We start from the raw sequence: 13,996 nt of genomic DNA, 5'->3' as shown, positions 1-13,996 counted from the left end.
TTAATTTTAAAAGATTTAGTAATTTTGGCACGATATTTTCTATAGGATTAAACGACATTAACAATGAGTACAAAAACAAAAGTTCTTTTATTAGTTTCGGTCATCTTCATGGCAATACAGGGTTATGCCCAAAGAGGGGTAAGAATGGCTTACGTAGATATGGAGTACATTTTACAGAATGTAGATGAGTATAGAGAAGCGACCGAACAGTTAGAAACTAAGGTACAGCGTTGGAAGATTGAAGTAGAGCAGAAGCAAAGTGTTGTGGAGCAGATGAAGAAGGATCTCATGGCAGAGAAAGTGCTATTGACTTCAGAACTTATTGCCGAACGTGAAGAGGAAATTCAAATTTTGGAACGTGAAATGATCGAGTACCAACAAGATCGTTTCGGACCACAAGGAGATTTAGTATTACAGAAAAGAAGGTTGATACAGCCGATACAGGATCAAGTGTTCAATGAAGTACAAAAAATTGGCACGAATAAAAAGTATGATTTTATTTTTGATAAATCTGCGGATGTTGTAATGTTGTATTCCGAAAAAAGACATGATATCAGTGATTTAGTCTTGAGAGGTATTGCTAGAACAAGAAAAATTAGCAAACCGGCTAAAAAATCAAATGTTCGTAGTAGATTAGATGATTTTGATGATGAAGAGGAGGAAGTAGTAAGTGAAGCATTGCAAGAGCGTTTGGATAAAGCAGCTCAGGCAACAGAAACAAGAGAGAAAAGTGCGGCCGATACAAAAGCCGAACAGTTAAAATTGCGAGAAGAGCGAAAGAAAGCGTATGAAGAAAGAAGAAAGAAGTTGTTAGAAGAACGCGAGGCTAAGAAGCAAGAGAAATTAAAAGAGAGAAATAGCGATACCGAAAAAGATGATAATAACGGTACTATTTAAATAGGTTTAACGACCATAAAATTAACACTCAATTACAATTAAAATTACACTCATGAAACAAGTAAAACAAATTGCGGTAGCCTTATTGTTGTTCGTAGCAACGACAAGTTTTGTAAATGCCCAAAGTAAGGTAGCTCATATAGACGTTACTCAATTATTATCTGCAATGCCAGAAATGAAATCTGCAGAAGCTGAGCTTAAAAAATTACAGGAAACTTATAATGCAGACATTCAAGCTTCAATGACAGAGTTACGTAATAAGTACACACAGTACCAAAACGAAGCAGCAGCAAAGTCTAAAGAAGAGAACGAAAAAAGAGCTGTAGAATTACAAGGTTATGAAAAGAATATTGGTGATGCACAACAAGCTGCTCAACAAGAATTCCAAAAGAAACAAGCCGAGTTATTCGCTCCTATTTCTGAAAAAGCAAAAGCGGCAATAGAACAAGTTGCAGCAGCACAAGGGTTTGACTACGTTATCGATGCGCAAGCAGGTGGTGGTCTAATCGTAGCAAAAGGTAAAAACCTTTTAGCTGACGTTAAAAAACAATTAGGTTTCTAATAAGAGACTTAGAGAATAAAAAAAAGCCATCTTTTTAGATGGCTTTTTTTATGCTTTGATTTTTCTTTTAATATTCGTCCAGCGGAGATTTTTAATGAACTTGCCTTCTTCTTCAGTTACCAGGTAAGCGGTTTTATTTCGAGCGGCTTGTATGTAGCCAGACATATTATTCCAGAATGATTTTACAGATTTATTTTTCATTGCCATTTTCATAGAAGCAATACAGGTGATTACGAATCCATAACGCATGGTGTACATTGCCTTGCCTTGTAACCTTTTCGCTTCTGCGTTATATGCTTTTCCCGTAGGTCTTAGGTGTTTTACTTTGAGTGTTGCATCAGTTTGTGTGTTGAAGTCATTAAACCTCGCTAAGAGCTCGTCTACCGTATCCCATCCCATTGCATTCTTCAATCCTCCTATGGCATTAAAACAAGCTTTAGAATAGGCTTTAATGGCGCCTCGAATATGATCCTTATCCATAGGGTGGTTCAATATCCATTCTCCAGCCTTATTTTGCTCATATATGAATCCGCCGCAAATACCTAAATTCTTAATTCGCAGATAGTGCGAACAAATTACTTTAAAGTAATTAGAAGGTAAAATAACATCGGCATCTAGTTTTACGATAACATCATAATTATCATCTAAAACTTCTAGTCCCTTATTAAATGCATTAATGACTTTGCTGCCTGGCATATGTTGTGTTGAAGAGGTTGTATTCAACTTTTGAAACAGACTATTCACTGAACAGTATTGGTCTATGATATTTTCTGTGCCGTCGGTAGAATTATCATTAACTAGAACAACTTTTTTAGGGGGTAAGGTTTGTGATAAAATAGAGTCCAAAGTACTTTTTAAAAAAGCCTCTTCGTTGTGTATAGGAATAACAATGTAGTAATCCATATTTAATATAGTCTCTTATTTTCTGGTAGCGTAAATAATGTAATACCTCGGTGTAAATAAACGTAGAAAAGGTCTGAAGCCTATTTTTTTTACTGGATGGGCCCATTTTTTAGAATCTTGTATTTCCCATCCGGCTTTTTCCAATAACCAGTCAAATTGCCAATCTTCAAATTCATGATAATGCCTGTCCCATTTATCAGTTTTGCTTCTATAGGCGGCAGAAAACCACAATTTCAGAGGTATGCTTGCAACTAATTTAGTAGCCTTGGAATTTGAAAGTAAATTCAGGGGTGCTAAAAGATGTTCAAAAATTTCGAATGCAGTAATGACATCTGCATTTGTGTTTGATACCGTGCTATAATCGATATCTAAATCTTCACCTTGGGTATTCTTTACCGAATACCCATCTTCTACCATGATTTTGGTAAACGGATTCTCTACACCCAGGTCTAATATAGACTCGTTGGTGTTTATGTGTTTACGTAAAAAATGAAGTGTGTGTTCGTAACGTTTGTTTGGAAAACTATTTTCGTACATGTTTAGATTCTGTATACCATTGCATTGACGTTCATTCCGGCGCCAACACTAGCAAAGATAACAACATCTCCCTTTTTAATTTCCTGATTTTCTAATTTACCGTCCTTTACAAGGTCAAATAAAGTGGGTATAGTGGCGACAGAGCTGTTGCCTAGCTTTGAAATACTCATGGGCATAATACCTTCGGGCATTTCTTTGCCATATATTTTGTAGAAACGTTTTACTATCGCCTCATCCATTTTTTCATTTGCTTGGTGAATAAATATCTTTTTCACCTCATCAATCTTAATACCGCTGTTATCTAAGCATGACGCCATAGCAGATGGTACGTTTGTTACCGCAAATTCATAAATTTTTCTACCAAGCATTTTTATATAGTAAGCCTTTTTCTCGTCCTCTTTATTGTAAGATTCTCCAAAGAAAAGAAAGTTGGCTTCATCGTTTGCATAGGTTGCAGATTCGTGTCCTAATATTTCACCGCCATCACTAACGTTTTCTAAAATGGCAGCACCTGCACCATCAGAATATATCATAGAATCACGATCATTATTGTCTACAATTCTCGATAAAGTTTCTGCACCAATAACTAAGCATTTTTTGGCAATACCACTTTTGATAAAAGCATTGGCTTGAATCATACCTTCGAGCCAACCTGGGCAGCCAAAGATTAAATCGTAAGCAACACATTTCGGATTCTTTATCTGTAATTGGTGTTTTACTCTAGTGGCTAAACTTGGTAGCGTATCACCTTGAATATATCCGTCTTTTAAGTCCCCGAAATTATGGGCAACAATGATATAGTCTAATGTTTCTTTGTCTATATTAGCATTTTCAATTGCCTTTTCGGCAGCGAAAAATGCTAGGTTAGATGTAGTGTATTCTTTGGGAGCATATCGCCTTTCTTCAATACCGGTTATGGCTTTAAATTTCTCTATAATAATCTCGTTATTATGTTTGAAAGAAGTGCCGTCTATATTTAAAAAATTATGGTTATTAAAATCTGTATTAGAAATTTTTAAATCAGGAATATAGCTTCCTGTTCCCGTAATTGATATGCTCATTTTAATTTTTTGAATTGTGCCCGACAATTTAAGCAAATTATAAAAATATTATATGCATGCATAGTAAATTTTACGATGGTCAAGGCATTTTATTTTAAATACATTGAATAAGAAAAGCCTTTTCGAAATGTTGAAAAGGCTTTGTATTATGGGTTTGAAACGGTTATTCAGTTTCCATATACGCTTCGATAGGTGCGCATGTGCAAATTAAATTACGGTCTCCATATGCATCGTCAACTCTACGTACCGAAGGCCAAAATTTATTTTCGGCAATATACGGTAGAGGAAAAGTTGCTTTTTGTCTTGAGTATGGAAATTGCCAATCATCTGTTGTGGCCATTTCTAAGGTATGCGGAGCGTTTTTAAGTACGTTATTTGGCTCATTAGCATTAGATTCATCTATTTCTGCTCGAATAGAAGTCATTGCTTCGCAGAACCTGTCTAGCTCAGCTAAATTTTCACTTTCGGTAGGCTCGATCATTACTGTTCCCGCAACTGGAAAAGATACTGTTGGAGCGTGAAATCCGTAGTCCATTAATCGCTTTGCAATATCGGTTACCTCAATGCCGTTTTTCTTGAAAGGCCTACAGTCTAATATCATTTCATGAGCTGCTCTCCCTTTTTCACCTGTGTATAAAACATCAAATTTACCTTCAAGCTTGTGTTTAATATAATTGGCATTAAGAATAGCGATTTTTGTTGATTGGGTAAGACCATACTCACCTAACATTTTAATATATCCGTAAGAAATAAGGCAAACCAATGAGCTACCCCACGGTGCTGCAGAAATTGCTGTAATAGCATCTTCGCCGCCAGTTGTTATTACTGGGTTACTTGGTAAAAATGGAACCAGCTGTGGAGCAACGCATATAGGACCAACACCTGGTCCGCCACCACCATGTGGTATCGCAAAAGTTTTGTGTAAGTTCAAATGACAAACATCTGCACCAATGGTTGCTGGGTTTGTTAATCCAACTTGTGCATTCATGTTGGCACCATCCATATAGACTTGACCGCCGTGATCATGAATTAATTTTGTAATCTGCTTTATAGATGATTCAAATACACCATGTGTAGATGGGTATGTTACCATCAACGCAGCTAAGTTGTCTGAGTGTAATTTTGCTTTCTCTTCAAGGTCTGCAACATCAATATTTCCTTTTTCATCTGTTTTGGTTACTACAACTTTCATACCTGCCATTACAGCAGAAGCCGGATTGGTACCGTGTGCAGATGAAGGAATCAAGCATATGTTTCTTTGAGATTCTCCTCTAGATTCATGATACGCTCTAATAACCATCAAACCTGCATATTCACCTTGTGCACCAGAATTTGGTTGCAAAGAAGTGTCTGCAAAACCAGTAATTACCGAAAGATCTTTTGCTAGTTCTCTTAGAATAGTTTGATATCCTACTGCTTGGTCAACCGGTACGAATGGATGGATATTTCCCCAGTTAGATGAGCTTAATGGCAACATTTCACTAGCTGCATTTAGCTTCATGGTACAGCTGCCCAAAGAAATCATACTATGATTTAGAGCTAAATCTTTACGTTCCAATTTTTTAATGTAGCGCATTAATTCGGTCTCTGAATGATACGAGTTAAATACCTTGTTCTCCATGAAAGAACTGCGACGCTGAATATTACTTGGTATTGAAGTTGCGTTTAGTAAACTGGTAACTTCTGTTGTAGATTTGCCAAGAGCCTCTGCGAATATGGATATAATCTGATTAAGATCATTTAAAGAAGTAGCTTCATTAATTGCTATTGAAATGGTGTCATTATCTACATAGTAGAAATTAACTTCATTTGCTTCTGCAATTGGGCGTACTTTTTTAGCATCTGCTTTTACCGTAATGGTATCGAAATAAGCTGAGTTAACCTGGTATAGGCCCAAATTCTCAAGAGTATCAACTAACGTAACCGCTGTAGCGTGAATTTTTGAAGCTATGTATTTTAATCCTTTTGGACCGTGATAAACTCCGTACATACCTGCCATTACAGCCAATAATACCTGCGCCGTACAAATGTTAGATGTTGCTTTGTCTCTTTTAATATGTTGTTCCCTAGTCTGCAATGCCATTCTTAATGCAGGCTTGCCATCGGTATCTTTCGTTACACCGATTATTCTACCAGGTATATTTCTTTTAAATTCTTCTTTTGTAGCAAAGAAGGCAGCGTGAGGACCACCATAACCTAACGGAATTCCAAAACGCTGTGTAGTACCAACAACTACGTCTACACCAAAATCTCCAGGAGGAGTCAATAGTACTAAGCTCATGATATCTGCAGCTACAGCTACCTTGATTTCATTTTCCTTTGCTTTAGCAACAAAACCAGCATAATCATAAACCTGTCCGTATTTGCCAGGATACTGCAATAAAGTACCATAAAAATCTACACTGAAGTCGAATTCTTCATGGTTGCCAATTACCAGTTCGATACCTAAAGGAGTCGATCGGGTTTTTAAAAGAGATAGTGTTTGCGGTAAGATCTCTTCTGATACAAAGAATTTTACAATATTGTTCTTTTTTTGCTCACGGCTTCTTACATCAAAAAGCATGGTCATTGCTTCTGCAGCAGCTGTACTTTCATCTAAAAGTGAAGCATTTGCAAGTTTCATTCCTGTTAAATCTGAAACTATGGTCTGAAAGTTTAATAAAGCTTCTAATCTACCTTGAGCAATTTCAGCTTGATACGGAGTGTAAGCAGTGTACCAACCCGGATTCTCAAGAATGTTTCTTTTGATTACTGACGGTATCAAACTTTCGTGATACCCTAAACCGATATAAGTTCTAAAAACTTTATTTTTTTTAGATAACGCTTCTGTGTGTGCAAGAAACTTATGCTCACTCATTGGTGGATCTAATTTTAGGGGCTCTTTAAGGCGAATATGTTCTGGTATGGTCTCAAAAATAAGCTGTTCCAGATTTTCAACACCTACCGTGTTGAACATGGTATTTAAATCTTCATCCCTAATGCCGATATGGCGTAATGCAAACACGTCAGTCTTCATAGATACTATTGTTATATAATGTGTAAAATTACCACTTTTATGTGTTTTAATTAGTGCTGTAAGCTGTTGATATCTTGAAAGTTTTTAACCAAAACAAAAGGTTATAAACACTTTAACTACTTTTGTTTAATGACCATAATCAAAAAGATTTTTGATTTTTATCTTGATGCCAGTATTCATGTCGCAATGGCGATATTTAGCTTGGTTCATGTTACTGCGCTGACCTTAAACATAAATGTACCTTTAGAACTCTATTTTTTTATTTTTTTCGGTTCTATTAACTGTTATAATTTTGTAAAATTTGGAGTAGAGGCAGAGAAGTATATTCTTGTAACCAATACCTATCAAAAAAACATTCAATTTTTTAGTTTTGGATGTTTGCTCGTTGCAGGGTATCAGTTGTTTTTTCTATCGGAAAGAGTATTTGTAGGTCTCTTTATCCTAGCAGCAATTACAGGACTTTATGCATTGCCTGTTTTGCCAAAGAATAAAAATTTTAGAAGTTTTAGTGGATTGAAGATTTTAATCGTCGCAGCAGTTTGGGCAGGGGCTACAGTGATATTGCCCGCTATTTCTGTTTTAGATGATATTTCTTGGAATGTAAAAGTCGAAGCGCTACAACGTTTTCTGTTTGTGCTGATTTTATTGGTGCCTTTTGAAATCAGAGATTTAAAATACGATAGTGCTTCCTTAAAAACTCTGCCACAAAGAGTAGGGGTTAAGGGTGCAAAAATGATTGGGTATAGTTGGGCAATTCTTTTTTACGCTGCCACTTTCTTGAAAACAGATTTAGATACTGCCCACATTACTGTGAAATCAATTCTATTCTTAGTGTTAATGTTAATGTTATTTAAAACAAAATTAGACCAACAGAAATACTTTTCATCTTTTTGGGTAGAAGCAATTCCATTATTTTGGTGGTTGCTTTTTATTATAAGTAAGAAGTATTTTATTTTGCTTTAGAAAAAGTTTCTTTCATTTTTTTCTTTTCTTCTTCAGATAGTACAGCAAGTCTAGCTTGATTGCAAAGAGAAGTTAACTTAGTGTTGTCTTTACTGTGCTTTGCACAGGTTTTACACATAAGTAAATGAAACTTTAATTTTATTTTATCCCAACCAGAAGCTTCTTCGTATTGGGCTTTGTCGCAAATATTTGCTGCCTTTTCACATGAAATCATCATAACTAAAACCAATTTTGATTTAAACAACCCATTAAGCCAGTTCTGGCTCTATGTATCATTACCCAAAGGTTAGACGCATTAATTCCTAAAGCATTACAAATATCTTCAGTTTCCATTCCCTCAATAGTTTTCATGGTAAAAACTTGAGCTTGCTTTTTAGGTAATTTAGAAATACAATTTTGAATGGCAAGTCCTAATTCTTCGTTCTCAAGAGCGTCATTCTCAAAATTACTATTAGGATCGGCAATGCGTTCTTCTAGCCAATCACCTTCAGCATCGGTCTGTGAACTATAGCTCATACGAACCTCTGCTTTTCCCTTCTTTGAATTAATTTTACGATAGTGATCAATGACCTTGCGTTTTAGAATTGCAATTAGCCAAGTTCGCTCTGCCGCATCACCTTTAAAGTTTTTAGCAGACTTTAGCCCAGCTATAAAAGTGTCTTGTACGAGGTCTTTTGCAATTTCTGCATCGCTTACTCTAGTTACGGCGTAGTTAAATAGATAATCTGCATAGAGATCGACCCACTTATCAGGATTTAGGTTGTTTATTTCCATTTTTTATTCTGCACTTCAAAAGTAATTGAATTTTAGCTATTATGTTTACTTTTGACTCTAAACGGTATTATCATGAGAAATATACTATTTTTTTCTGCTGCTTCTTGTTACTCAGTTTGCTACAAGTCAAATAGAGTCAAAGCCGATTTCTGAGTTTATCAGTTTTGATGAATCTGCAGAGGTTTTGTTAGATGTAAGAACGCCAGCAGAGTTTGATGCAGGGTGTATAGATGGAGCCGTTAATATTAATTGGCTATCGGATGAATTTAATCAGCAAATACAAGGCATGGATAAAAGCAAAAAAATCTTTGTTTACTGTAAAATGGGAGGTAGGAGTTTGAAATCTCAAGAAAGGTTGGTAGAACTTGGCTTTAAGAATGTAGTGAACTTAGAAGGCGGGTATGACGCTTATTCTAGTAAATAATATAAATTAAATTTATTTTTAGGCGTTTATAATTCTGCTAAAATTTTTGTCAACTGGTTATCTCTTATAGGTTTAACGATGTAGTCTGATACTTCTTTTATCTTTTTGGTCTTTTCAAAATCTACCAAATCTACAGATGAAGAAAGAATATAAACGGCTATTTTTTTGGTTGCTTTTGCTATTAACTTAATGTATTCATCCATAAACTTGTACCCATCCATTACTGGCATATTAACATCCAGAAAAATAACATCTGGTAATATGGTGTTATTGTCTATGTTTTTATTAAAAAAGTTCATTGCCTCTGCCCCATCGGTAAATGGCATGATGTTGCTGACAGAATTATGAGACTGTAACGTGTGAAGTATGGTGTATTGAAATACTTCGTCATCATCTATTACGCAAACTTGAATATTGTTGTCCATCTTTTTTAGTTTAAAATGATAAAAAATGTTGTGCCGACATTAACTGTACTTTTTGCCGAAATCGAACCACCCATTGCAACTATTTGGGCTTTTGTCAAAAATAGACCAATGCCTTTTGCTTCAGGGTGTTTATGAAATACTTTATTAAGTCCGAATAATTTATGACCATTGCTTTTCATATCTATTCCGAGTCCATTATCTTCAAATTTTAATGTTATTCTTCCGTTTACTGTATTTGAGGTAATAGAGATTTCTGGCACCCTATCTTCTGATCTGTATTTCAATGAGTTACTTACTAAGTTAAGAAAAATACTTTCTAAATAGATTGGATTGTATTTTACATTTTTCGCTTTAGAAAAATCACATCTTATATCGGCCTTACTTTCTATTAATTCGGCAGCTAATATTTCTTTGGTTTTTAATAGCGTCTGTGCAAAGTAAAGCTCTTGAGTAATCTCATTAGCTGAGTGTTTTATTGATATCGTTTCTATTAGGGCGTTTAGCGTTTCTGTCAAATGGTCTATTACGATTTCAAACTTTCCGAAAATTTCTACTTTTTTACTTTCGTTTTGGGTGTTTTTATATAGCCCCAATAGTGCATTCAAGTTGCTTACAGGAGATCTTAAATTGTGTGAAGTAATATGATTAAATTCAGCAAGTTGCTTATTTTTTGAGGTTAGGTTTATCGTTGATTTTTCTAAACTTCTATTGGCGTCCAATATTTTTTTCTGAGCTTCAATTTGCTCAGTAATATCTTGACTAGAACCTATTAGTTCTATAACATTGCCCTCTGAGTCTAGTATTACTTCTCCAATTAATTTTATTGATCTAATAGAATTATCATTCTTTATGATTCTATGATGAAATTTATCAAACTTTTTTGTTTCTATTATTTTTCGGCTAACATCAATTACTTTTTCACGATCAGCTGGGTGAACTCTATTTATATATGTATTGAAATTAAGTTTCGTTTCTTGATTAAAATCTAAAATTTTCAATAAATTTTCCGAATTCTCCATAACATCATTGACAATGTCCCATTTCCAATGACCTATGCTAGATAATTGCTCTGCAAAATTTAGAAGTTGATTTTTTTCTAATATGTCTTTTTCTATTTTTAAACGTTCGGTAATATCTTGAGCTGTACCCGCTATTTCTACTACCTCTCCAAGGTGGTTTTTTGTAATACCAGCTATCGACTCTATGTAGAGAATATTACCGTTATTGAGGATTATTCTAAAAAATATAGGCTTAATATTCTCATCCCCTTCTATACATTTTTGAACTTGCTCTTTTACAATTTCTAAGTCATCTGGGTGTATTTTAGAGTAAAAAACATTCATGCTCATAGGGGAATTCACTTCTAAACCATAAATTTTATAAAGGTTGTCTGACCATTTTAATTTATTGTTATGTACGTCAAAATGCCAAGAGCCCATCATCGCTATTTCTTCTGCATAAGAGAGCAATTGGTTTTTTTTATTAATTTTTTCTTCAGCCTTTATTTTTGCCGTAACGTCTTGTGTTGTTCCTATTAATTCTTTAATATTTCCATTTTGATCTTCTATGATTTCAGATACCAAATCTAAAGAGCGTATATCTCCGTTTTGTTTTATGATACGAAATGATAACTTTTTATCACTTTTATGAGTGTCAAGAATACTTTTAATATGTTTATTTGTTTTATCTACATCATCTGGGTGTACTATAGATAAAAACAGGTCAATAGTTATTGGGTCGTGTAACTCTAATCCATAAATTTTATAAAGATTATCTGACCAAGTAGAAACTCCTGTGCTAGGATTCCATTTCCAGGATCCCATGATTGCCATTTCCTCAGATACAGAGAGTAAGTGGTTTTTTTCTTTAATTTCTTTCTCAGCTTTAACACGACTGGTAATATCTTGAGTAGTACCGGTAATTTCTAAATCGCCAGCCTCATTGATGGCGGTAATTCCTCTAACTTCAAGAGTTTTGATAGTATCTTCATCTAATTTAATTCTATAATTTATTTCATTATGCTCTATTCCTGAAATTATCTCATAGGTAACTCTCTTAACTTTCTCTAAATCTGGCGGATATATTTTTGCTAAAGATTTTTCTAAATCTATGAGCTCTCCAGGTTCATACCCATATATTCTATAATGATTATCTGACCATTTAAATATTTCCTTCTCAGGTTGCCATTGCCATGATCCTAGTTTGGCCATCTGTTCCGCTAAACTTAATTGTTGGTTTTTTTGTATAAGTTCTAGTTCTCTAGTTTTGGCTTCAGTAATATCTTGACAAACACCGGTCATTTCTAAAACTTCTCCTTTTTTATTACGTGTTATTTTACCTAAAGATTTTATGGTTTTAATAGTTCCGTCTTCTAATTGAATTCTATACGTAGATTCTGGGAAGGCACCATGCTCCATGGCGTTTGTAAGCTTAGTGACTATGTGCTCACGGTCTTCTTTATGAATATAATTTATATAGGTCTCGAAAGTTATAGGAGTTTCTTCGTCATGGCCATAAATATCATATAGATTATCTGACCATATAACTTCATTTGTTGGGGTGTTCCATTGCCAGTAACCAATCATTGCCATTTTTTCGGCAACATTTAGGCGGTAGTTTTTTTCTGTTAATTCTAAATCTTTAGAATGACTTTCGGTAATGTCTAGGCATGTTCCCAATAATTCTTGCAAGCCATCAATTTTATTAACTGTGACCTTACCAATGATTTGGATTACTCTTATCTTATTGCTCTTAAGAATAATTCTATGCGTAAAGTCATAGAATTTATTTTCTTTAATAGACTGGAGTATTCTTTTTTTTACAAAATTTTTATCATCCGGATGTATTTTATGAAAATAAGTTTCAAATGTTACATCGTTTTTTTTAGATTGGTCAAAAATGTGATACAGGTTGTCTGACCAGTAAACGTCGTTGATACTGGGTTTGTACTTCCAATAACCCATTGTTGTAAGTTGTTCCGAAAAATTAAGAAGTTGGTCTTTTTGGTTTAATTCTTGGGCTATATTTAATGTATTTGTAATGTCGCGAGCAGTACCAATAAACTCAGGTTGGTTATTAAATTTATTAGAAACAATATCTGCAACAATTTCTAAAGTTCTAATACTGCCGTCATTAATTATGATACGATGAGTAAAGGTGCGCTTTACTCCTGTATCTTGTACCAATTGCATAGAATCATCTACAATATGTTTGTCTTCGGGATGTATACGGGTATACAATACCTCAAAATTCATAGGAATGTTCTTGTCAAAATCCATAATTTCATATAGATTCTCTGACCATTTAAACATACCTGTTATAGGGTTCCATGACCATGTACCTGCTTCGTTACTGTTTTCGGTTAATTCTAGTTGTTGATTTTTTTGTAGTAGCTGTTGATTTCTTTCTTTGCTTTCTGTGATGTCTTGACAGGTGCCCATCACTGTTATGACCTCACCATGCACATCGGTTATAACCTCACCAATAGATTTCATGTTTTTGATGGTCCCGTCTTTTAATACAATACGATAATTTGAATTTGGAAAGCGCTTTGTTTTTAACGCTAGATCAAATTTTGCTGCTATTTTTTCTTTATCGTCTTCGTGAACATATTCTAAAAATGTTTCAAATGACAAAGGACTTTCGTTATTGTGTTTTAGAATATTGTAAAAATTGTTAGTCCAGGTCAATTTATTTGAACATATATCCCATTTCCATGAACCAGAATTTGCTAGTTTTTCAGCGAATTCTAATTGCTTTTTTAATATGTAAGTATCTGTGTTATTCTTATTAATATTGGTGATATCGGTTATAATGCCATGTAAACTTGTGCATTTGCCATTATCATTAATAGCATGTACATCTACATTCAGAAGGCGAGAATTGCCTGTAGCGGTAATAACTTCATATTCCAATTCAAAAGAATCTCCACTTGATAATGCTTGTGTGTGTTCTTTTGAAAGGCGCTCCTTATAAATGCCTTCTTTGCAGTTGCCATATATACTTTCTGCATCTGGTATATATGCTTTTGGTACTTGATGAATCTCTTTCAGCGCATCGTTCCAGGATACTTTGTTAGAATCTACTTCAAATTGAAAAATGCCTATGTTTTTAATACCACTTGAGGTAGTATTAATTTCATCTGTTTGAAGAAGAGTGTTTTCTTTACTCATTTCATTCAAGAGTTTAATAATTAACAAGTGAAAACAAAACCGGGGATGGTTTTGAATGTAAGGTTATGTTGTAGTTAATTGGCTACAATATAATTAATAAATATTTGATTTGTAGAAGGTTTGTAAGTTTTTTAGATATCTAAAGCCAGTTGCTTCAATGTCTGAACATTTATTTTTCGTAATGCGTACAAGGATAATATGAAGGTGGGATTTAGGGTTCACCTAAGGGGTGTTCGTTTTATTTGTTCTCCGTAGATGTTTA

At 34.4% G+C, this 13,996-nt stretch carries 12 protein-coding genes; 4 read left to right on the top strand and 8 right to left on the bottom strand.

Annotated features, from left to right (window positions below):
* Positions 1–63: 63 nt before the first annotated feature.
* A complete protein-coding gene (locus Q4500_RS06260) occupies positions 64–897 on the top strand; it encodes an OmpH family outer membrane protein (RefSeq protein WP_303598854.1) in 834 nt (277 codons plus the stop codon).
* Between the two features lie 52 nt (positions 898–949).
* On the top strand, positions 950–1,459 hold the full coding sequence (locus Q4500_RS06255; RefSeq protein ID WP_303598853.1) for an OmpH family outer membrane protein: 510 nt from the start codon (positions 950–952) through the stop codon (positions 1,457–1,459).
* A 48-nt stretch (positions 1,460–1,507) separates the two neighbouring features.
* Here the strand turns inward: Q4500_RS06255 and Q4500_RS06250 are convergent, their stop codons facing one another.
* The 4 genes from Q4500_RS06250 to gcvP form a co-directional block, all read right to left on the bottom strand.
* Entirely contained in the window at positions 1,508–2,362 is an 855-nt protein-coding gene (locus Q4500_RS06250; RefSeq protein WP_303598852.1) for a glycosyltransferase family 2 protein, read from the bottom strand.
* 15 nt (positions 2,363–2,377) lie between these two features.
* Complete coding sequence (locus Q4500_RS06245) at positions 2,378–2,899, bottom strand: methyltransferase (RefSeq protein WP_303598851.1); 522 nt, start codon at positions 2,897–2,899, stop codon at positions 2,378–2,380.
* 2 nt (positions 2,900–2,901) lie between these two features.
* The gene (locus tag Q4500_RS06240) at positions 2,902–3,960 is read right to left on the bottom strand and encodes a 3-oxoacyl-ACP synthase III family protein (protein ID WP_303598850.1); all 1,059 of its coding nucleotides are present in this window, start codon (positions 3,958–3,960) and stop codon (positions 2,902–2,904) included.
* A 163-nt stretch (positions 3,961–4,123) separates the two neighbouring features.
* Complete coding sequence (gene gcvP / locus Q4500_RS06235) at positions 4,124–6,976, bottom strand: aminomethyl-transferring glycine dehydrogenase (protein ID WP_303598849.1); 2,853 nt, start codon at positions 6,974–6,976, stop codon at positions 4,124–4,126.
* Positions 6,977–7,105: 129 nt separating this feature from the next.
* Between gcvP and Q4500_RS06230 the strand changes: the two genes are divergently transcribed.
* On the top strand, positions 7,106–7,939 hold the full coding sequence (locus Q4500_RS06230; protein WP_303598848.1) for a hypothetical protein: 834 nt from the start codon (positions 7,106–7,108) through the stop codon (positions 7,937–7,939).
* Here the strand turns inward: Q4500_RS06230 and Q4500_RS06225 are convergent.
* The gene (locus tag Q4500_RS06225) at positions 7,926–8,156 is read right to left on the bottom strand and encodes a hypothetical protein (RefSeq protein WP_324023698.1); all 231 of its coding nucleotides are present in this window, start codon (positions 8,154–8,156) and stop codon (positions 7,926–7,928) included. The genes Q4500_RS06230 and Q4500_RS06225 overlap by 14 nt on opposite strands.
* A 2-nt stretch (positions 8,157–8,158) precedes the next feature.
* Positions 8,159–8,713: a sigma-70 family RNA polymerase sigma factor gene (locus Q4500_RS06220; RefSeq protein WP_073242491.1), complete on the bottom strand. Its 555-nt coding sequence runs from the start codon at positions 8,711–8,713 to the stop codon at positions 8,159–8,161.
* 184 nt (positions 8,714–8,897) lie between these two features.
* Here Q4500_RS06220 and Q4500_RS06215 point away from each other — a divergent pair, with 184 nt between their 5' ends.
* Positions 8,898–9,137 (top strand): rhodanese-like domain-containing protein, encoded by a 240-nt coding sequence (locus Q4500_RS06215; RefSeq protein WP_303598847.1) that lies wholly within the window; start codon positions 8,898–8,900, stop codon positions 9,135–9,137.
* A gap of 26 nt (positions 9,138–9,163) precedes the next feature.
* Here Q4500_RS06215 and Q4500_RS06210 read toward each other — a convergent pair whose 3' ends face one another.
* Together Q4500_RS06210 and Q4500_RS06205 are read right to left on the bottom strand one after the other, a co-directional pair.
* Positions 9,164–9,562, bottom strand: a complete 399-nt coding sequence (locus Q4500_RS06210) for a response regulator (RefSeq protein WP_303598846.1) — start codon at positions 9,560–9,562, stop codon at positions 9,164–9,166.
* A 5-nt stretch (positions 9,563–9,567) separates the two neighbouring features.
* Positions 9,568–13,734: a PAS domain-containing protein gene (locus tag Q4500_RS06205; protein ID WP_303598845.1), complete on the bottom strand. Its 4,167-nt coding sequence runs from the start codon at positions 13,732–13,734 to the stop codon at positions 9,568–9,570.
* Between the last annotated feature and the right edge of the window lie 262 nt (positions 13,735–13,996).

It is taken from the genome of Maribacter sp. 1_MG-2023 (genome assembly GCF_030547005.1).
Taxonomy (GTDB): Bacteria; Bacteroidota; Bacteroidia; order Flavobacteriales; family Flavobacteriaceae; genus Maribacter.
Note: the sequence above shows the minus strand (reverse complement) of the source record. Positions and strands in the feature narration are given on the sequence as shown.